General features: G+C 65.2%; 15 protein-coding genes. 13 read left to right on the top strand and 2 right to left on the bottom strand.

The features are described 5' to 3' along the window. Complete coding sequence (aceE, locus tag PHLH3_RS27550; RefSeq protein ID WP_213626664.1) at positions 1-2646, bottom strand: pyruvate dehydrogenase (acetyl-transferring), homodimeric type; 2646 nt, start codon at positions 2644-2646, stop codon at positions 1-3. Between the two features lie 238 nt (positions 2647-2884). On the opposite strand from aceE, the gene glnE reads away from it, so the two are divergent. The 12 genes from glnE to PHLH3_RS27490 all read left to right on the top strand — a co-directional run bounded on the left by glnE (position 2885) and on the right by PHLH3_RS27490 (position 18133). Beyond that, the gene (gene glnE, locus PHLH3_RS27545) at positions 2885-5833 is read left to right on the top strand and encodes a bifunctional [glutamate--ammonia ligase]-adenylyl-L-tyrosine phosphorylase/[glutamate--ammonia-ligase] adenylyltransferase (RefSeq protein WP_213626662.1); all 2949 of its coding nucleotides are present in this window, start codon (positions 2885-2887) and stop codon (positions 5831-5833) included. A gap of 54 nt (positions 5834-5887) precedes the next feature. Then, the gene (ilvE, locus tag PHLH3_RS27540; RefSeq protein ID WP_213626660.1) at positions 5888-6811 is read left to right on the top strand and encodes a branched-chain-amino-acid transaminase; all 924 of its coding nucleotides are present in this window, start codon (positions 5888-5890) and stop codon (positions 6809-6811) included. 94 nt (positions 6812-6905) lie between these two features. Beyond that, complete coding sequence (gene waaF, locus PHLH3_RS27535) at positions 6906-7943, top strand: lipopolysaccharide heptosyltransferase II (protein ID WP_213626658.1); 1038 nt, start codon at positions 6906-6908, stop codon at positions 7941-7943. Beyond that, the gene (waaC, locus tag PHLH3_RS27530) at positions 7940-9001 is read left to right on the top strand and encodes a lipopolysaccharide heptosyltransferase I (RefSeq protein WP_213626656.1); all 1062 of its coding nucleotides are present in this window, start codon (positions 7940-7942) and stop codon (positions 8999-9001) included. Before waaF ends, waaC begins: the two co-directional genes overlap by 4 nt. Next, positions 9001-10122: a glycosyltransferase family 4 protein gene (locus PHLH3_RS27525; protein ID WP_213626654.1), complete on the top strand. Its 1122-nt coding sequence runs from the start codon at positions 9001-9003 to the stop codon at positions 10120-10122. Before waaC ends, PHLH3_RS27525 begins: the two co-directional genes overlap by 1 nt. Further along, positions 10119-10934 carry a lipopolysaccharide core heptose(I) kinase RfaP gene (gene rfaP / locus PHLH3_RS27520; RefSeq protein WP_213626652.1) on the top strand — a complete coding sequence of 272 codons (816 nt, stop codon included), beginning with the start codon at positions 10119-10121 and terminating at the stop codon, positions 10932-10934. The genes PHLH3_RS27525 and rfaP overlap by 4 nt, the downstream gene beginning before the upstream one ends. Beyond that, complete coding sequence (locus PHLH3_RS27515; protein ID WP_213626651.1) at positions 10931-11668, top strand: lipopolysaccharide kinase InaA family protein; 738 nt, start codon at positions 10931-10933, stop codon at positions 11666-11668. The genes rfaP and PHLH3_RS27515 overlap by 4 nt, the downstream gene beginning before the upstream one ends. Then, positions 11665-12420, top strand: a complete 756-nt coding sequence (locus PHLH3_RS27510; protein WP_213626649.1) for a lipopolysaccharide kinase InaA family protein — start codon at positions 11665-11667, stop codon at positions 12418-12420. Before PHLH3_RS27515 ends, PHLH3_RS27510 begins: the two co-directional genes overlap by 4 nt. Further along, on the top strand, positions 12417-13853 hold the full coding sequence (locus PHLH3_RS27505) for a lipopolysaccharide kinase InaA family protein (RefSeq protein ID WP_213626647.1): 1437 nt from the start codon (positions 12417-12419) through the stop codon (positions 13851-13853). The genes PHLH3_RS27510 and PHLH3_RS27505 overlap by 4 nt, the downstream gene beginning before the upstream one ends. Before the next feature lie 113 nt (positions 13854-13966). Further along, complete coding sequence (locus PHLH3_RS27500) at positions 13967-15724, top strand: carbamoyltransferase (protein ID WP_213626645.1); 1758 nt, start codon at positions 13967-13969, stop codon at positions 15722-15724. Next, on the top strand, positions 15708-16625 hold the full coding sequence (locus PHLH3_RS27495) for a glycosyltransferase family 2 protein (protein WP_213626643.1): 918 nt from the start codon (positions 15708-15710) through the stop codon (positions 16623-16625). The genes PHLH3_RS27500 and PHLH3_RS27495 overlap by 17 nt, the downstream gene beginning before the upstream one ends. A gap of 56 nt (positions 16626-16681) precedes the next feature. Further along, complete coding sequence (locus PHLH3_RS27490) at positions 16682-18133, top strand: hypothetical protein (protein WP_213626641.1); 1452 nt, start codon at positions 16682-16684, stop codon at positions 18131-18133. Between the two features lie 11 nt (positions 18134-18144). Here the strand turns inward: PHLH3_RS27490 and PHLH3_RS27485 are convergent, their stop codons facing one another. Further along, a complete protein-coding gene (locus tag PHLH3_RS27485; RefSeq protein ID WP_213626639.1) occupies positions 18145-18813 on the bottom strand; it encodes a lipopolysaccharide kinase InaA family protein in 669 nt (222 codons plus the stop codon). Between the two features lie 137 nt (positions 18814-18950). On the opposite strand from PHLH3_RS27485, the gene msbA reads away from it, so the two are divergent. Then, on the top strand, positions 18951-20765 hold the full coding sequence (gene msbA, locus PHLH3_RS27480) for a lipid A export permease/ATP-binding protein MsbA (RefSeq protein WP_213626637.1): 1815 nt from the start codon (positions 18951-18953) through the stop codon (positions 20763-20765). The last annotated feature ends 54 nt before the right edge of the window (positions 20766-20819 follow it).

The following is a 20819-nucleotide window of genomic DNA, read 5'->3' as shown; positions in this document are numbered from 1 at the left end:
TCAGCAGTCCAGGGGGTTGCGCTTATCGGGGTCGATGCCGAACTTGGCGATGGCCTCGGCCACCACTTTCGGTTCGATGTCGCCACGATCCGCGAGGGCTTCCAGCGCCGCCAGGACGACCCAGTAGCGGTCCACTTCGAAGAAGTGGCGCAGCTTCTTGCGGCTGTCGCTGCGGCCGAAGCCGTCGGTTCCCAGGACCTTGAATTCCTTGCTCGGCACCCACTGGCGAATCTGTTCGGCGAACAGCTTCATGTAGTCGGTGGAGGCCACGACCGGGCCCTTGCGACCGCTCAGGCACTGCTCGACGTAGGTCGACTTGGGCTTCTGGCCCGGATGCAGGCGGTTGTGGCGCTCGATGGCCAGGCCGTCGCGGCGCAGTTCGTTGAAGCTGGTGACGCTCCAGACGTCGGCGCCGACGTTGAACTCGTCGCGGAGGATCTTCGCCGCTTCGCGGACTTCGCGCAGGATGGTGCCCGAGCCCAGCAGTTGCACGTGGTGCGCGGCTTCCTTCTTGTCCTCTTCGAGCAGGTACATGCCCTTGATGATGCCTTCCTCGACACCGGCCGGCATGGCGGGCTGGGTGTAGGCCTCGTTCATCACGGTGATGTAGTAGAAGACGTCCTGCTGCTCTTCGGTCATCTGGCGCATGCCTTCGCGGATGATCACCGCGAGTTCATAGCCGTAGGTGGGGTCGAAGGTGCGGCAGTTGGGGATGGTGCCGGCCAGCATGTGGCTATGGCCGTCCTCGTGCTGCAGGCCTTCGCCGTTGAGCGTGGTACGACCGGCGGTGCCGCCGATCAGGAAGCCACGGGTACGGCTGTCGCCAGCGGCCCAGGCCAGGTCGCCGATGCGCTGGAAGCCGAACATCGAATAGAAGATGTAGAACGGCAGCATCGGCTGGTTGTGGCTGGAGTACGAGGTGCCGGCGGCGATGAAGGAGCTCATGGCGCCCGCTTCGTTGATGCCTTCCTCGAGGATCTGGCCCTTCTTGTCCTCGCGGTAGAACATCACCTGGTCCTTGTCGACGGGCTCGTAGAGCTGGCCGACGGAGGAGTAGATGCCCAGCTGGCGGAACATGCCTTCCATGCCGAAGGTGCGGGCCTCGTCCGGGATGATGGGGACGATGCGCTGGCCGATTTCCTTGTCCTTGACCAGTTGCGAGAGGATCCGCACGAAGGCCATGGTGGTGGAGATCTCACGGTCGCCCGAGCCGTCGAGGATGGCCTTGAGGGTTTCCAGCGGCGGGGTGGGGATGCTGAAGCTCTTGGCGCGGCGCTGGGGCACGAAGCCACCCAGGGCGGCGCGGCGCTCGCTCAGGTAACGGGCTTCGGCGCTGCCTTCCTCGGGTTTGAAGAAGGGCAGGTTCTCCAGCTCGTCGTCCTTCACCGGGATGTCGAAGCGGTCGCGGAACGACTTCAGGCTGTCGACGTCGACCTTCTTGGTGTTGTGCGCGGTGTTCTTCGCCTCGCCCGCACCGGTGCCGTAACCCTTGATGGTCTTGGCCAGGATGACGGTGGGCTGGTCCTTGTGGTTGACCGCCTGGTGGTAGGCCGCATAGACCTTGTAGGGGTCGTGGCCGCCACGGTTGAGCTTCCAGATCTCGTCGTCGGACAGGTCGGCGACCATGGCCTTGAGTTCGGGCGTGTTGAAGAAGTGCTCGCGGACGAACGCGCCGTCCTTGGCCTTGTAGTTCTGGTACTCGCCGTCGATGACTTCGTCCATGCGGCGCTGCAGGATGCCGTCGACGTCCTTGGCCAGCAGCGGGTCCCAGAAGCGGCCCCAGATGACCTTGTTGACGTTCCACTGGGCGCCACGGAATACGCCTTCGAGCTCCTGGATGATCTTGCCGTTGCCGCGTACCGGGCCGTCGAGGCGCTGCAGGTTGCAGTTGATGACGAAGATCAGGTTGTCGAGCTTCTCGCGGCCGGCCAGGGAGATGGCGCCGAGGGATTCGGGCTCGTCGCACTCGCCGTCGCCCATGAAGCACCAGACCTTCTGCTTGCCGGCGGGGATGAAACCGCGGCTTTCCAGGTACTTCATGAAGCGTGCCTGGTAGATCGCCTGGATCGGGCCGAGGCCCATGGAAACGGTGGGGAACTGCCAGAAGTCCGGCATCAGCCAGGGGTGCGGGTAGGACGACAGGCCGTTGCCATCGACTTCCTGGCGGAAGTTGTTCATCTGCTCTTCGGTGATGCGGCCTTCCATGAAGGCGCGGGCGTAGACACCGGGGGAGGCGTGGCCCTGGAAGTAGATCAGGTCGCCGCCGTGTTCGTCGGTCGGGGCCTGGAAGAAGTAGTTGAAGCCGATGTCGTAGAGGGTCGCCGAGGACGCGAAGCTGGAGATGTGACCGCCCAGGTCGGAGTCCTTCAGGTTGGTGCGCATGACCATTGCCAGCGCGTTCCAGCGTACCAGCGAGCGAATGCGGCGTTCCATGAACAGGTCGCCAGGCATGCGTGCTTCGTGGGTGACGGGGATCGTGTTGCGGTACGGCGTGGTGATGGCATAGGGAAGCTGCGAACCGCTACGGGTAGCGAGTTCACCCATACGGGTCATCAGGTAGTGCGCGCGGTCTTCGCCTTCTTTGTCGAGAACCGATTCCAGGGCGTCCAGCCATTCCTGGGTTTCGACGGGATCGAGGTCTTGCATGGCTTGCTCCAGGGCGGAAAGGCTTCCAGAATCGGACGCCTATGTTCACTGACAGCCTTATGGGCTGGCAGATTGCTAATTCTTGGATTTACCGGGGGTCGAACCGGCCTTGTGTAGTTTTACTACATTTCGACGGCCGTTTCAGCACTCTGGACACAATCTTTCGTAGTAAAACTACAGATGGGCGGCGCGAGGCCAGCAACCACAGGCCCGGCGTACGCCGATCACAGGATAGACCATGAGCCTGCCCCCGCTTGTCGCCCTCCCTCCGCAACTGCAATCGCTCGCCGACCGTGCGCGCCAGGCCTTCACCTCCGATCAGGAGGGCCTTCCGGAATCCCTGCGTGCGGCATTCGACGGCTGGCCCGACGAACGGAAGCAGGCGTTCCTGCGGGTTTGCGCAGCCAGTGATTTCGTGGCCGAGCAGACGCGGCGCGACCCGGCGATGCTCATGCAGCTGGCGGAATCGGGCGAGTTGGAATGTACACTTAAAAATGGTGAATTGTGTACAAAATTGGATTCAATCCTCTCCACCTGTGCGAGTGAGGACGAGCTGGCGCACCACCTGAGGCGTTTTCGCAATCGCCAGCAAGTGCGCATCATCTGGCGCGACCTGACCCGCCAGGCGGACCTTGCGGAAACCTGCCGCGATCTCTCCGATCTTGCCGACGCCTGCATCGACGGCGCCTACCACTGGCTCTACAGCCGCCACTGCGCGCAGTTCGGCACCCCCACCGGGCGCCGTTCCGGGCAGCCGCAGCACCTGGTCATCCTCGGCATGGGCAAGCTGGGCGCCCATGAGTTGAACCTGTCCTCTGACATCGACCTGATCTTCGGCTACCCCGAGGGCGGCGAGACCGAAGGTGCCAAGCGTGCGCTGGATAACCAGGAGTTCTTCATCCGCCTGGGCCAGAAGCTGATCAAGGCGCTGGACGCCATCACCGTCGACGGTTTCGCCTTCCGCGTCGACATGCGCCTTCGCCCCTATGGCTCGTCCGGCGCGCTGGTGCTCAGCTTCAATGCGCTGGAGCAGTACTACCAGGACCAGGGGCGCGACTGGGAGCGCTACGCGATGATCAAGGCACGGGTGGTCGGCGGTGACCAGCAGGCCGGCGCGCAGTTGCTGGAAATGCTGCGACCCTTCGTCTATCGCCGCTATCTGGACTTCTCGGCCATCGAGGCGCTGCGCTCGATGAAACAGCTGATCCAGCAGGAAGTGCGCCGCAAGGGCATGACCGAGAACGTCAAGCTCGGCTCCGGCGGTATCCGCGAGGTGGAGTTCATCGCCCAGGCCTTCCAGCTCATCCACGGCGGTCGCGACCTGAGCCTGCAGCAGCGCCCGCTGCTCAAGGTGCTGGCGACGCTCGAGGGGCAGGGCTATCTGCCGCCGGCGGTGGTGGCCGAGCTACGCGACGGCTATGCCTTCCTGCGCTACACCGAGCACGCCTTGCAGGCCATCGCCGACCGGCAGACGCAGATGCTCCCGGACAACGACCTGGACCGCGCCCGCGTCGCTTTCATCATGGGCTTCGACGACTGGTCGGCCTTCCATGAGCGGCTGATGTACTGGCGCGGTCGCATCGAGTGGCATTTCCACCAGGTCATCGCCGATCCCGACCAGGACGAGGAGGCGGGCCTGCAGGACGCCTGCGTCGGCGGCGAGTGGCTGTCGCTGTGGGAAGACGCCCTGGACGAAGAGAGTGCCTGCCGGCAATTGAGCGAGGCCGGGTTCCTCGACCCGCTGGCCGCCCTCAAGCGCCTGGTCGACCTGCGCAACGGCCCCCAGCTGCGCGCCATGCAGCGCCTCGGGCGCGAGCGCATGGATGCCTTCATCCCGCGCCTGCTGAACATGGCCAGCGAGCACGGCAAGCCCGACCTGGTGCTGGAACGCGTGTTGCCGCTGGTGGAGAAGGTGGCCCGGCGCTCGGCCTACCTGGTGCTGCTCAGCGAGAACCCCGGTGCCCTGGAACGCCTGATCACCCTCTGCGCCGCCAGCCCCTGGATCGCCGAGCAGATCGCGCGCTACCCGCTGTTGCTGGATGAACTGCTCAACGAAGGCCGCCTCTACCATCCGCCACTGGCCCCCGAACTCGCCGCCGAGCTGCGTGAGCGGCTGACCCGCATTCCCGAGGACGACCTCGAGCAGCAGATGGAGGCCTTGCGTCACTTCAAGCTGGCCCACAGCCTGCGGGTGGCGGCCTCCGAGATCGCCGGCACCTTGCCGCTGATGAAGGTCAGCGACTACCTGACCTGGCTGGCCGAAGCCATTCTCGACCAGGTGCTGGCCCTGGCCTGGCGCCACACCGTGGCCCGCCATGGTGCGCCGCGTCGCGCGGACGGCAGCGCCTGCGACCCGGACTTCATCATCGTCGGCTACGGCAAGGTCGGCGGGCTCGAGTTCGGCCATGGTTCCGACCTCGACCTGGTGTTCATCCACGACGGCGACCCGCAGGCGGAGACCGACGGCGCCAAGCCCATCGACGGTGCGCAGTTCTTCACCCGCCTGGGCCAGCGCATCATCCACCTGCTCACCACCCAGACCACCTCCGGCTCGCTCTACGAAGTGGACATGCGCTTGCGCCCTTCCGGCGCGTCCGGCCTGCTGGTGAGCTCGCTGGGGGCCTTCCAGCGCTACCAGGAGAACGAGGCCTGGACCTGGGAGCACCAGGCGCTGGTGCGCGCCCGCGTGCTGGTGGGCTGCAAGCGCGTAGCCGCGGCGTTCGACTCGGTACGCCTGGCGGTGCTGGGGCGCGAGCGCGAGCTGGCCACCCTGCAGCAGGACGTCAGCGAGATGCGGGCGAAGATGCGTACCACCCTGGGAACGCGCGAGACTGCGGCGGGAACCGCTGCGAACGCCTTCGAAAGCACCGTTCCCTTCGATCTGAAGCAGGACGCCGGCGGTATCGTCGATATCGAATTTATGGTGCAATATGCGGCCCTTGCCTGGTCGCGACAGCACCCTGAGCTGGTGCGCTACACCGATAACATCCGCATTCTCGATGGCCTCGAGCAGGTGGGATTGCTGTCCGGTGAAGCGGTCAGCCTGCTGCAGGAGGCCTACAAGGCCTATCGCTCCGCCGCCCACCGGCAGGCGTTGCAGAAGCAGCCGGGCGTAGTGAGTGGTGACCAGTTCCACGCGGAGCGCCAAGGCGTGATGCGGATCTGGCGCGAGTTGGGCTTGAGCTGACAGCCTGCTAACTCGCCGTGCTGAATCAATCGAACCTTTGAGGAGCTGGCAAATATGTCGATGGCCGATCGTGATGGCGTGATCTGGTATGACGGCGAACTGGTGCCGTGGCGCGAAGCGACCACTCACGTGCTCACCCACACCCTGCACTACGGGATGGGCGTGTTCGAAGGCGTGCGCGCCTACAACACCCCCGACGGCACGGCGATCTTCCGCCTGCAGGCGCATACCGACCGCCTGTTCGACTCCGCTCACATCATGAACATGCAGATCCCGTGGACCAAGGACGAGATCAACGAGGCCACCCGAGCCGCCGTGCGTGAGAACAACCTCGAAAGCGCCTACATCCGCCCGATGGTGTTCTACGGAAGCGAAGGCATGGGCCTGCGCGCCACCGGCCTCAAGGTCCACGTCATCGTCGCCGCCTGGAACTGGGGCGCGTACATGGGCGAGGAAGCGCTGCAGAAGGGCATCAAGGTGCGTACCAGCTCCTTCACCCGCCACCATGTGAACATCTCCATGACCCGCGCCAAGTCCAACGGTGCCTACATCAACTCGATGCTGGCCCTGCAGGAAGCCATTTCCGGCGGCGCCGACGAGGCCCTGATGCTGGACCCGGAAGGCTACGTGGCCGAGGGTTCCGGCGAGAACATCTTCATCATCAAGGACGGTGTGCTCTACACCCCCGAGGTGACCGCCTGCCTCAACGGCATCACCCGCAACACCGTGCTGCGCCTGGCCGAAGAACAGGGCCTGAAGCTGGTCGAGAAACGCATCACCCGTGACGAGGTGTACATCGCCGACGAGGCCTTCTTCACCGGCACCGCCGCCGAAGTGACCCCGATCCGCGAAGTCGATGGCCGCAAGATCGGCATCGGCAGCCGTGGCCCGGTGACCGAGAAGCTGCAGAAGGCCTACTTCGACCTGGTGACCGGCAAGACCGCCGCGCACGCCGAGTGGCGTACCCTGGTCAAATAAATAGACAAGGCTGCAAAGTGCAAGCCGCAAGCCGCAAGCAGTGGGTACTGCTTGGCGCTTGCGGCTTGTCGCTTGAGGCCCCGAAGCTGCCTTTATGAATATTCTGATCGTTGGCCCCTCCTGGGTGGGCGACATGGTGATGGCGCAGACACTCTTCCAGTGCCTGAAAGCCCGCCATGGCGACTGCCAGATCGACGTACTGGCACCCGAGTGGAGCCGGCCCATCCTCGAGCGCATGCCCGAAGTGCGCCAGGCCCTGAGCTTCCCGCTCGGCCACGGCGCGCTGGAACTGGCCACGCGCCGCCGCATCGGCAAATCCCTCGCCGGTCGCTATGACCAGGCGATCCTCCTGCCCAACTCGCTGAAGTCGGCGCTGGTGCCCTTCTTCGCCGGGATTCCCAGGCGCACGGGCTGGAAGGGCGAGCTGCGCTATGGCCTGCTCAACGACATCCGCAAGCTGGACAAGTCCCGCTACCCGCTGATGATCGAGCGCTTCATGGCCCTGGCCTACGAGCCCGGTGCCGATTTGCCGCAGCCCTACCCGCGGCCGACCCTCGAGATCGATCCGGCGAGCCGCGACGCGGCATTGGCCAAGTTCGGCCTGAGCCTCGATCGCCCCGTCCTGGCCCTGTGCCCCGGCGCCGAGTTCGGCGAGGCCAAGCGCTGGCCGGCCGAGCACTACGCCAAGGTCGCCGAGCTGAAGGTGCGCGATGGCTGGCAGGTCTGGCTGTTCGGCTCGAAGAACGACCACCCCGGCGGCGAAGACATCCGCATGCGCCTGATCCCCGGCCTGCGCGAAGAGGTGATCAACCTCGCGGGGCAGACCAGCCTGGCCGAAGCCATCGACCTGATGTCCTGTTCCGGTGCCGTGGTCTCCAACGACTCCGGCCTGATGCACGTGGCTGCCGCGCTCAACCGCCCGCTGGTGGCCGTCTATGGTTCCACCTCGCCGCTGTTCACCCCGCCGCTGGCGGAACAGGTGGAAGTGGTGCGCCTGGGCCTGGAGTGCAGCCCCTGCTTCGACCGCACCTGCCGCTTCGGCCATTACAACTGCCTGCGCCAACTCAAGCCGCGTCCGGTGATGGATGCCCTGGGGCGCCTGGTGGCGGACCCGGCCGAGGTCGCTGAATGAGGGTTTTGCTGGTCAAGACCTCATCCCTGGGTGACGTGATCCATACGCTGCCGGCGATCACCGATGCCGCCCGTGCCATTCCCGGCATCCAGTTCGACTGGGTGGTGGAGGAGGGGTTCGCCGAGATCCCCGCCTGGCACCCGGCCGTGGCCCAGGTCATCCCGGTGGCCATCCGCCGCTGGCGCAAAAACCTGATGCAGACCATCCGCAGCGGTGAGTGGAAGCGCTTCAAGGCGCGCCTGCGCGAGACCCGCTACGACCTGGTGATCGACGCACAAGGGCTGTTCAAGAGCGCCTGGCTGACCCGTTACGCCAAGGCCCCGGTGGCCGGGCTGGATCGCGAGTCCGCCCGCGAGCCCGTCGCCGCGCGCTTCTACGACCAGGCCCACTCGGTGGCCTGGGGGCAGCACGCCGTCGAACGGGTACGCCAGCTGTTCGCCAAGGCGCTGGACTACCCGCTGCCGGCGACCACCGGCGATTACGGCCTCAATCGTGCGCAACTGGCCGATGCGCCGGGTGGCGCGCCGTACCTGCTGTTCCTCCACGGCACCACCTGGGATACCAAGCACTGGCCCGAAGCCTACTGGCGCGACCTCGCCGAGCGGGTCTGCGAGCACGGCTGGAACCTGCGCCTGCCCTGGGGCAACCCGAATGAGAAGGCGCGGGCCGAGCGCATCGCCGAGGGCTTGGAAAACGCCGCGGTGCTCCCCAGATTGTCCCTGGCGGGGATGGCCAAGGTGCTGGCCGGCGCGCGCGCCTGCGTGGCGGTGGACACCGGCCTGGGCCACCTGGCGGCGGCGCTGGATGTGCCGACCCTGTCGCTCTACGGGCCGACCAATCCCGGCTTCACCGGTGCCTATGGACGTTCGCAGGTGCACTTGGGCAGCGACTTCCCCTGCGCGCCGTGCCTGAAGAAGACCTGCACCTACCAGCCGACCGAAGACGACAAGCGTCGCTTCGACCTCAAGCGCGAGCAGCCCCTGTGCTTCACCCGGCTGAACCCGCAGCGCGTGGCCACCCAGCTGGAGGCCCTGCTGCTGACCGAGGACACACACTGATGCAACTGGCATTCGTGCTCTACAAGTACTTCCCGTTCGGTGGCCTGCAGCGTGACTTCATGCGCATCGCCCAGGACTGCCAGCGCCGTGGGCACGCCATCCGCGTCTACACCATGATCTGGGAAGGCGACATCCCGGACGGCTTCGAGGTGCTGATCGCGCCGGTCAAGGCGCTGTTCAACCACAAGCGCAACGAGAAATTCACCGCTTGGGTCGGGGCCGACCTGGCCAGGCGCCCGGTGGACCGTGTGGTCGGCTTCAACAAGATGCCGGGCCTGGACGTCTACTACGCCGCCGATCCCTGCTTCGAGGACAAGGCGCAGACCCTGCGCAACGGCCTGTATCGCAAGTGGGGTCGCTACAAGCATTTCTCCGACTACGAGCGCGCGGTGTTCGCCCCCGAGTCGAAGACCGAGGTGCTGATGATCTCCGAGGTGCAGCAGCCGTTGTTCGTGAAGCACTACGCCACGCCGGCCGAGCGCTTCCACCTGCTGCCGCCGGGCATCGCCCCCGACCGCCGCGCCCCGGCCAACGCCGCCGAGATCCGCGCCGAGTTCCGTCGCGAGTTCAAGCTGGCGGACGACCAGTTGCTGCTGGTGCAGATCGGCTCCGGCTTCAAGACCAAGGGCCTCGACCGCAGCCTGCGTGCGCTCGCCGCGCTGCCCAGGGCACTGAAGAAGCGTACCCGGCTGATCGTCATCGGCCAGGACGACCCCAAGCCCTTCATCCTGCAGATGAAGACACTGGGCATTTCCGACCAGGTCGAGATCCTCAAGGGGCGCAGCGACATCCCGCGCTTCCTGCTGGGTGCCGACCTGCTGATCCACCCCGCCTACAACGAAAACACCGGGACCGTGCTGCTGGAGGCGCTGGTCGCCGGGCTGCCGGTGCTGGTGACCGACGTCTGCGGCTACGCCCACTACATCGACGAGGCCAGGGCAGGCCGCGTGGTGCCGAGCCCCTTCGAACAGGAGCAGCTGAACCGCATGCTGGCCGAAATGCTCGACGACGATAACGCCCGCACCGAATGGGCCCGCAACGGCCTGGCGTTCGCCGACACGGCGGACCTCTACAGCATGCCGCAGCGCGCGGCCGACGTGATCCTGCAGGCACGGCCATGAAGCTGATGCTGGAACAACCCTTCAAGGACCTCTGGGCCGGGCGTGACCCGTTCGCCGAGGTGGAGAAGCTGCAGGGCGAGGTGTTCCGCGAGCTGGAGGCCCGGCGCACCCTGCGCACCGAGGTCGACGGGCGCGGCTACTTCGTGAAGATCCACCGAGGCATCGGCTGGGGCGAGATTTTCAAGAACCTGGTCACCGCCAAGGCGCCGGTGCTGGGCGCCGGCCTGGAGTGGGCGGCCATCCAGCGCCTGCAGCGCGCCGGGGTGCCGACGATGACCGCGGCGGCCTTCGGCGAGCGCGGCAGCAACCCCGCGCAGCAGCATTCCTTCATCATCACCGAGGAGCTGGCGCCGACCATCAGTCTCGAGGACTTCAGCCTCGACTGGGTACAGAACCCGCCGGCCCCGGCGCTCAAGCGCGCCCTGATCGACGAGGTCGCGCGCATGGTGCGCGAGATGCACCGCGCCGGGGTCAACCACCGCGACTGCTACATCTGCCACTTCCTCCTGCACACCGACAAGCCGGTCACGGCGGGGGACTTCCGTCTCTCGGTGATCGACCTGCACCGCGCCCAGGTGCGCGAGAGCACGCCGCGCCGCTGGCGCGACAAGGACCTGGCGGCGCTGTACTTCTCCGCGCTGAACATCGGCCTGACCCGGCACGACAAGCTGCGCTTCCTCAAGGTCTACTTCCAGCAGCCCCTGCGCCAGGTGCTGCGTGAGGAGATCGGCCTGCTGGCCTGGATGGAGCAGAAGGCCGCACGCCTGCTGGCGCGCTACCAGCGCAAGTACGTGGAAGGAGCAGCGGATTGAGTGACTGGAAACTGGCGCCCGGGCTCGACGCCGATGTCGCCCGGCTGTTCGCCGATCTCGACGCGGTGTTCGCCCTGCAAGGGGACTGGATCACCGGTGACCCGCTCTCCGAGGTGCTGCGGGTCGAGCACGCCGGCATCCGCTACTACGTCAAGCGCTACTGGGGCGCGGGCAAGGGCCTGCGCCGCTGGATCGGCCGGCCACGGGTCAAGGCCGAGTGGCAGAACCTCAAGAACTTCAGCAAGTGGGGCATCCCCACGGCTCCGGTGGTGGGCTGGGGCCTGGAGCGCCGCTTCGGCCGCTTCCACCGTGGCGCGCTGATCACACGCGAGCTGGAGCGCACCTCCGACATGGCAGCCCTGGCGCAGCGCGACGACGCCCGCCTGGATGACGCGACCTGGGTCGATGGCGTCAGCCGCCAGCTGGCCCGCGCCACCCGCGCCATGCACGACCACCACTTCGCCCACAACGACCTGAAGTGGCGCAACCTGCTGGTCAACGACGAGGGCGAGCTGTTCCTCATCGACTGCCCCACCGGCGCATTCTGGCTCGGCCCCTTCCTGCGGCGCCGCATCGTCAAGGACCTGGCCTGCCTGGACAAGGTCGCCAAGTACAAGCTGAGCCGCACCCAGCGCCTGCGCTTCTACCTGCAGTACCGCGGGCGCCAGCGCCTGAACGTCGGCGACAAGCGGCGGATCAGGCAGATCATCGGTTTCTTCGAGGGACGCGAATGAGCGACTTCATCGCCACCAGCGACCGGGACATCCTGGCCCGCCATGGTCTCGACAGTTTCGAGGCGCTGTGGAACCTGCAGCTCGAGGCCGTGGACGCCCCCAACACCGGCCGGGGAGGCTGGAGCAGCGTGTTCCGCCTCGACCTGGGCGATGCCGCCTACTACCTCAAGCGGCAGAGCAACTACCTCAGCCGCAGCCTGGCGCGGCCCTTCGGCGAGCCCACCTTCGCCCGTGAGTTCCGCAATATCCAGCGCTACCAGGCGCTGGACGTGCCGGCCCTGCGCGCCGCGTTCTTCGCCGAGCGGGAGGTGCACGGCGAGCGCCGGGCCATCCTGCTGACCCGCGCACTGGACGGCTGGACCGAACTGGCCGAGCTGCTGGATCGCTGGCCCTCCCTGGGCGAGGACCAGCGCGCGGCGATCATCCTCGCCGTGGGCACCCTTGCACACCGGCTGCATGCGGCCGGCCAGGTGCATGGCTGCTTCTATCCCAAGCACATCTTCCTGCGCGAGATCGGCGGGCATTACGAGAGCTGCCTGATCGACCTGGAGAAGACCCGGCCGCTGTTGCTGGGCCGTCGTGACCGGGTCAAGGACCTCGAGCCACTGGTGCGGCGGGCCAACCCCTGGGGCGAGAGCGAGCTGCGCGACCTGCTGGTGGCCTACCTGGGCGCCGGGCACTCCAGCAGCGATGTCGACACCTGGGTCCGGCGCCTCGGTGCGCGCCGTCGCAACAAGGAGCGCCGCGCTTGAAGCTGGCTGAACTCACGGGCGCCGGTCGTGCGCCGACCCTGCCGCTGCTCGTGGACGCCGAGGGCGGCCTGGAGCTGATCCAGCTGTTCCGCGTGCTGCCCGGGCAGCGCTATGTAGGGCGCGCCCGCTGGCAGGGGCGCGACGTGCTCGCCAAGCTGGTGGTGGGCGCCAAGGCGGAGCGTCACTACCAGCGCGAACTGGCCGGTGCGCGGCTGCTTGCCGAGCAGGGCCTGCCGACGCCGGCGCTGCTGGCCGAAGGCTTTGCCGCAGGGCAGGGCGGCTGGCTGCTGTTCGATTACCTGGAAGGTGCCCGCAGCCTGTGGGACGACTGGCGCGCGGTGGAAGCCGAGGCGCCGCTCTCCGATGGCCAGCAGGCCGTGCTGGGCGAGGCCCTGGCGCTGGTCGGCCAACTGCACGGCAAGGGCCTGGTCCAGGAAGACCTGCACCTGGACAACATCCTTCGCCACCAGGGTGCGCTGCAACTGATCGATGGTGGCGGCGTGCGTGGCGAGTCCCCCGGGCAGAGCCTGTCGCGGGACAAGGTACTGGCCAATCTCGGCGTGTTCTTCGCCCAGTTGCCGGCGAACCTCGACCCCTTCCTCGAGGAACTGCTGGTGCATTACCTGCTGGCCAACGGCGAACACGCGCTGCCGCTGGAGATGCTGCAGAAGGAAATCGCCCGGGTACGCCGCTGGCGCCTGCGCGACTTCCTCGGCAAGGTCGGGCGCGATTGCAGCCTGTTCAGCGTGATCGGCTCGGCCTTCGGCTTGCGCGCTGCCCGGCGTGATTCGCTGGATGCCCTGGCGCCGGTGCTGGCCGATCCCGATGCGGCCATCGCCGCCGGTCGCCTGCTCAAGGGCGGCGGCACCGCCACCGTGGCGCAGGTGGAAATCGATGGGCGGCCGGTGTTGCTCAAGCGTTACAACATCAAGGGCCCGCTGCATTGGCTCAAGCGCTTCTGGCGCCCGAGCCGCGCCTGGCACAGCTGGAAGGAGGGCAATCGCCTGGCCTTCCTCGGCATCGCCACGCCGCGCCCGCTGGCGATGATCGAGCGCCGCTGGTGCTGGCTCCGGGGCCGTGCCTACCTGATTACCGAATATCTGTCCGGGCACGATATAATCGCCCGTTTTCGAGACGCCCAGGTCGATCCGCAGGGCAATGGCCTGCCGGCAGAGTCCGATCTGCAGGCGCTGGACCGCTTGTTCGCCGCGTTGATCCGCGAGCGCATCAGCCATGGCGATCTCAAGGGACACAACCTGTTCTGGCAGGACGGCGCCTGGTGCCTCATCGATCTCGACGCCGTGCAGCAGCACCGCAGCGAGCGCAGCTTCGCCAAGGCCTATGCCCGAGATCGCGCCCGCTTCCTGCGCAACTGGCCTGCCGACTCGGCGTTGTACCAGCTGCTGGACCGACGTTTACCCAGGACAGCTTGAAGCCGTGAGCTTGAAGCTGGAAGAAAGAGCCCTACGGGGCGTGAACCCTATGACCGCTGCAGGCCTGCGCTTCCCGCTCCGGGCTTTCAGCTGCTTTGAAGAGGCTTAACACTGTGGCACTGACGATTCTCGGCCTTTCCGGCGCCCTCAGCCATGATCCGTCCGCTGCGCTCTACATCGACGGCAAGCTGATCGCGGCCGCTGAAGAAGAGCGCTTCGTGCGCGACAAGCACGCGAAGAACCGCATGCCCTACGAATCGGCCAAGTTCTGCCTGGAGCAGGCCGGCATCAAGCCGTCCGACGTCGACGTGGTGGCCATCCCCTTCGCGCCCATCAGCCTCTTCGGCAAGGCCCGCTGGCAGTACGCCAAGCGCTACTGGTACGCGCCGGACCGCGCCCTCGACGCGATCCTCATGGGCAACCGTCGCTACAAGCGCTACCGCAACAAGATCGTCTGGTGCCTGGAGCAACTGGGCTTCGACGCCAAGAAGGTGAAGATCGAGCCGGTGGAGCACCACCTGGCCCACGCCTCCAGCGCCTACCACTGCTCCGGCTTCAAGGAAAAGACCGCCATCCTCGGGATCGACGGCAAGGGCGAGTACGCCACCACCTTCTTCGGCTGGGGCGAGAACGGCAAGATCCACAAGATCAAGGAATTCTTCGACCCGGACTCCCTCGGCGGCCTCTATGGCGCGATCACCGAGTACCTCGGCTTCGAGATGCTCGACGGCGAGTTCAAGGTCATGGGCATGGCGCCCTACGGTGACGCCGCCAAGTACGATTTCTCCCGCCTGGCCAAGTTCGAGAACGGCGAGCTGGTGATCAACACCGAGTACGCCAACGTCATCGGCTTCCGCCGCTACAAGGAGAACGGCAAGGGCTACTACTTCTCGCCCAAGCTGATCGAATGGCTCGGCCCGAAACGCCAGGGCGACATCGCCGACGACCCCTACATCCATTACGCCGCCAGCATGCAGGCGCTGTTCGAGAAGCTGGCGCTGGAGATGATGGAGTACTACCTCGGCGACATCCTGCGCGAGACCGGCAAGATCGCCTTCGCTGGCGGCTGCGCACTGAACGTCAAGCTGAACCAGAAGATCATCGCCCGCCCGGACGTGAAGGAGCTGTTCGTCCAGCCCGCCTCCGGTGACGCCGGCACCGCCGTCGGCGCCGCCGCCTACGTCTCGCACAAGCGCGGCGTGCCGGTGGAGAAGATGGAACACGTCTACCTCGGCCCGTCGTTCTCCAACGAGGACGTCATCGCCGCCTGCGCCAGACATCCGAACAAGCCGGTGTTCAAGCGCATCGAGAACACCCCGCAGCGCATCGCCAGCATCATGGTCGCCGGCAATCCGGTGGCCTGGTTCCAGGGCCGCATGGAATTCGGTCCGCGCGCCCTGGGTGGCCGCTCCATCATCGGTTGCCCGAGCATCCCCGGCGTCGCCGACCGCATCAACGAGCAGATCAAGTTCCGCGAGCGCTGGAGGCCCTTCTGCCCGTCGATGCTCGACACCGTGGCGCCGAAGATGCTCAAGGTGGATCACCCGAGCCCGTTCATGACCTTCACCTTCGAGGTCAACGACGAGTGGAAGGAGCGCGTTTCCGAAGTCGTGCACGAGGACGGCACCTCCCGCGCCCAGGTCCTGGAGCGCCGCCACAATCCGCGCTGGTACGACCTGATGCTCGAGCTGGAGAAACTGACCGGCAACGGCGTCTCCCTGAACACCTCCCTCAACCGTCGTGGCGAGCCGATGATCTGCTCGCCCACCGACGCGCTGAACATGTTCTACGGCTCGGACCTGCAGTACCTGATCATGGAAGACGTGTTGGTCGTCAAGGATGGCGTGGACTGGTATGACAATGTCGGTTAATCCGCTGATAAGCGTCGTCATCCCCGCGTACAACTATGCGCGGACGTTGCCCAGGGCAGTCCTTTCCGTGCTCCCGCAGCTCGAGGGGGCTTCCGCTGAACTGCTGGTGATCGATGACGGCTCGACTGATTCCACCCCGCAGGTGATTGAGGATTTACAGGCGCAGCACCCTGGGCGCTTCCGCTCGATCCGCAAGTCCAATGGCGGGCTCGCATCGGTACGAAACCTTGGAATTACCGAAGCGCTCGGCACGTTCCTGGTTTTTCTCGACGCGGATGACGAGTTGGCTCCGGGGGGGATAGCTGCCCTGGCCTCGCACATCGAGGCGAACCCCGAGAGTCGCCTCGTCATCGGTGCGCACTGGTCAGTCTTCCCGGATGGCAGGAAGAGCTTGCATACCCCCAAGGCGTTGCCTGAAGGGCCAAGGGCGCGTGTGCGCGGCTACCTGTTGGACAAGACGATCTCTATCTCCAATGGAGCTTGTGCCATGCACCGGGAGGTGTTCCGGGCAGGAAACTACCCCGAGCAGTTCCGTAACTCTGAAGACATCCCCGTGTTCGCGCAGGTGCTGGCCCGTTATCCCTGTTCCGTTCTCGAGTACCCGGTCGCGCTTATCCATAAGCACGACGACAGTCTCCGGCACAATGTGCAGCATGCCCACTCGGTGGGGTTGAAGCTGATCGACGAGATGTTCGCGACGCCGCGCCTGCCTAGTGAGTTGCATGATCTGCGCCGTGAGTACACTGCGCAGCGCTGTCTCTCCCTCTTCCGCACCTTCATGGCGGTTGGTGAATCGGAAACGGCCAAAGGCTACTACCGTGAAGCTGTAAGGACCAATTGGAAGGTCCTGTTCAATCTTTCCTATACCCGCAAGGCCCTGCGCCTTTTTTTCCGCGGCTGAATCGCAGGGAGCCCACCACATTGGCGGGGCGCCGGTTTCTATCCTTGGGAGAGGACATGCAAGGCTTCATGCTTCAATTGAAACGTTTATCCGCAGCGCAATGGACCTTCGTGATCAGCCTGCTGCTGTCCGGATTGGCCGTGCACTTCCAGCCGGTGATCGGCAAGGATGCCGCGTTCTATCTCGACATCTCGCAGCACTTCCTCGATCAAGGCCTGGCTAGCGCATTCAGCCGCTTCGACTGGCCTTGGTTCCCTGTGCTCATTGGTGCCAGCCACGCTGTTACCGGTATTGGTCTGGAAACCGTCGCTTTCCTCTGGTGCGGCCTGTTCATGGCGGGAGCCTGCGCCCTGATGGTGGACTTAGTTGTCCGCCGCCTGCCGGGCTCGGGGTCCTGGGCGTGTCTGGTCATACTGGCGATGCCGGCGTTCAATGCTTTCCGTGGCGAAATCCTGCGTGAATTCGGTTTCTGGTTCTTCAGCGTATTGACGCTCTGGTGCGCCTTGCGTTGGCGGGATCGTGGCGGGTGGCTGGGTGCGCTGGGTATCCAGGGTTCCATCGGGCTCGCGGCGCTGTTCCGCTTCGAGGCCGTTCTGCTGATGCCGGCCCTGGTCCTGTGGCTGGTGCCCGGCCTGCGCACCCGCGAGGGTTGGGGTCGCATGACTCAACTGGTGCTGCTGCCGCTTTGCGCCGCTATCGTCGTGGCGCTACTGCTGGGTAGCGTGCTGCATCTGGACCGCATCGAGAATTTCCTGTCGATGATCGATCCGCAGCAGGTGTTTTCCAAATTCAATGCGGTCAGTGATCGTCTTGGCAGCACCGTGTTGATGAAGTACTCGGCGGACGATGCCGGAAAGATACTGGTGTTCGGCATGCTGGGCGTCACGTTGTTGATGTTCACCAAGCTTCTCGGGCCGTTCGTCATCCCCTTCCTGACTCGAACGGGGTGGCGCGGGGCGCGGGCCAGCCTTGGCTCCTTCGACCTCTTCGCCTGGACCTGGCTGTGCTACCTGCTGGTGCTGATGTTCTTCTTCGTGCAGCAGCTGTTCATCAACTCACGCTATGCCAGTTTCCTCGATTGGTTGGCGGTGCCGTTGGTGGTTGCGGGTGTGTATGCGTTCGCACAACGCTTCCCCAGGACAGGCAAGGCTTTGGCAGCGGTCGCCATGTTGATGATGCTGGCCAACGTGATTTCCCTGTCGGCAAAGAAGACCCACTACATCGATGCGGGCCACTGGGTGGCCGAGCATGTCGAACCGGGCGCATCCATCTATTACTCGGATCCGCGTATCGGCTACTACGCAGGGCGGGGTTACGAGCCTCGGATTCTGGAGCAGGAAGAGGCTCTGGGAGAGGCCGGGAGCGGCAAGTTCACTTATTTACTCATCGAGGCCAAGCCGGATGATGCGGCGGTCACGCAGTGGCTGGCGGCTAATGGCAAGGTGATCCTCGCGCAGTTTTCCAACAAGAAGAAGGCAACCGTCTTGGTGCTGGGCCCCGCTCGCTGAGGGGGCTCGGATCAGGCCTGGTGCGAATCGACTAGCGCCTGAATGCCCATGTTCAGCCGAGTTGCGGCTTCGCTGCCGCAGCGTGTCGCGTAGCCCCGCAGCAGAGCGGGGCGATGCTCCAGGACGAGCCAGTTCCGATCTACTTCGTAACGCAGCAGGTGTTGCAGATTCCGGCGTCTCAGGTTCTTGCCCAGTGGCCGCCTGGCGATCCGCATGTCTGAGAAGTCGATTAGCCCGAAGCGGTTGTCCGGTAGCAACAGCACGTTGCCCAGGTGAAGTGAACGGAAGTAGATGCCTTGCTCATGCAGCAGGCCGAGAAAGGCACCAAATCTGCAGATATCAGCCTCTCGCTTGACATTGCCCAGGTCGCGCCAGTGGCTGCGCAGAGTCTGCCCCGGCAGGGGGCGGTATATGACCCCGTTCAAGGCGCGGGACGGCACTTTGAAAGTGTCGATGATTTGTGGGACGGGGATGCCCATGCGAGCAAGCTTCGCTGCGTTACTCGCGAACCTGCTTGCTTGGGGAGACCAGAGCGCTGACGAAAGCAAGCGCTTGCGGCGGAACAGTTTCAGGTAGTCGCCGTCTGCAAGGCAGGCCACTTTCACGCCGTGCCCGTCGGCTTCGATCGTAGTGGCATCACTCAGAAGTGAGTCGAGTTGGTGCTCTTCAAGCGATCTCATTGTCCTGCTCTGAATTGAAGCGTGTGGGAATGAGCCGAATCCGGCCGCAGGGGGCGCATCTTAAAGCATCCCCCACGAAGACACAGCCCGCGCTGTGATAAGCTCTCCGCCTTTTCTGCCACCCCCAGGCCGAGCGAATGACCGAGCAACATCCGACGCAATCCCAGCCGTCCAGCCTGAAGATCTATCTGCGGCTGCTGAGCTACGTCCGCCCATACATCTGGCAGTTCGTGCTGAGCATCGTCGGCTTCGTGATCTTCGCCACGACCCAGCCGATGCTGGGTGCGATCCTGCAGTACTTCGTCGATGGGTTGAACGACCCGAGCGTGGTGCTCTTCCCCAATGTGCCGGTGCTGCGGGACCTGCAGCTGCTGCAGATGGTGCCGCTGCTGATCGTGCTGATCGCCGCCTGGCAGGGCGTTGGTTCCTTCCTCGGCAACTACTACCTGGCCAAAGTCTCCCTCGGACTCGTTCATGACCTGCGGGTGGCGCTGTTCAATAACCTGCTGGTGCTGCCCAACCGCTATTTCGACAACCACAACTCGGGGCACCTGATCTCGCGCATCACCTTCAACGTCACCATGGTGACGGGGGCCGCGACCGATGCCATCAAGGTGGTGATCCGCGAGGGGATGACGGTGGTCTGCCTGTTCGCCTACCTGTTGTGGATGAACTGGCGCCTGACCCTGGTGATGGTGGCGATCCTGCCGCTGATCGCATTCATGGTGACCACGGCCAGCCGCAAGTTCCGCAAGCAGAGCAAGAAGATCCAGGTGGCCATGGGGGATGTCACCCACGTGGCGTCCGAAACCATCCAGGGCTATCGCGTGGTGCGCAGCTTCGGTGGCGAGCCCTATGAGGAGGCGCGCTTTCTCGATGCCAGCCAGAGCAATACCGACAAGCAGCTGCGCATGACCAAGACCGGTGCCGTCTACACGCCGATGCTGCAACTGGTGATTTTCTCCGCCATGGCGGTGCTGATGTTCCTCGTGCTGTTCCTGCGCGGTGATGCATCGGCGGGCGAGCTGGTGGCCTACATCACCGTGGCCGGCATGCTGCCCAAGCCCATCCGCCAGTTGTCGGAGGTCAGCTCCACGGTGCAGAAGGGCGTGGCGGGTGCCGAGAGCATCTTCGAGCAGCTGGACGAGGTGCCGGAGACCGATACCGGCACCGTCGAGCGTGAGCGGGTGGTGGGCAGGCTGGAGGTGCGCGACCTGACCTTCCGCTACCCCGGTACCGAGAAATCCGTGCTCGATGGCATCAGTTTCACGGCCGAACCCGGGCAGATGGTTGCGCTGGTGGGGCGTTCCGGAAGTGGCAAGTCGACGCTGGCCAACCTGATCCCGCGCTTCTACCAGCACAGCGAAGGGCAGATTCTCCTCGATGGCGTCGAGGTCCAGGATTACCGCCTGCGCAACCTGCGCCGACACATCGCGCTGGTGACCCAGCAGGTCAACCTGTTCAATGACTCGGTGGCCAACAACATCGCCTATGGCGATCTCGCCGGGGCACCGCGCGCGGACATCGAGCGAGCGGCCGAGGCCGCCTATGCCAGCGAATTCATCGAGAAGCTGCCCCAGGGCCTGGACACCGAGGTCGGCGAGAATGGCGTGCTATTGTCCGGCGGCCAGCGCCAGCGCCTGGCCATCGCCCGCGCTCTGCTGAAGAACGCGCCGCTGCTGGTGCTGGACGAAGCCACCTCGGCGCTGGACAACGAGTCCGAACGGCACATCCAGAAGGCGCTGGACCGGGTGATGGATGGCCGCACCACGCTGGTCATCGCCCACCGCCTGTCCACCATCGAGAAGGCCGACCTGATCCTGGTGATGGACCAGGGCCGCATCGTCGAGCGCGGCAACCACGCCGAGCTGATCGCCCTGGATGGCTACTACGCGCGCCTGCACGCCAACCAGTTCGCCGAGGACAAGGCCCACGTGGCGGAGCGCGGCTGAGCGGTACATGTGCCTGATATGTGCATGACGATGAGACTTCCAATCCCAGGGACC

This window comes from Pseudomonas sp. Pc102 (genome assembly GCF_018408275.1).
Taxonomy (GTDB): Bacteria; Pseudomonadota; Gammaproteobacteria; order Pseudomonadales; family Pseudomonadaceae; genus Metapseudomonas; species Metapseudomonas tohonis.
The sequence above is the reverse complement of the archived record's forward strand: the minus strand, read 5'-3'. Positions and strand labels throughout refer to the sequence as shown.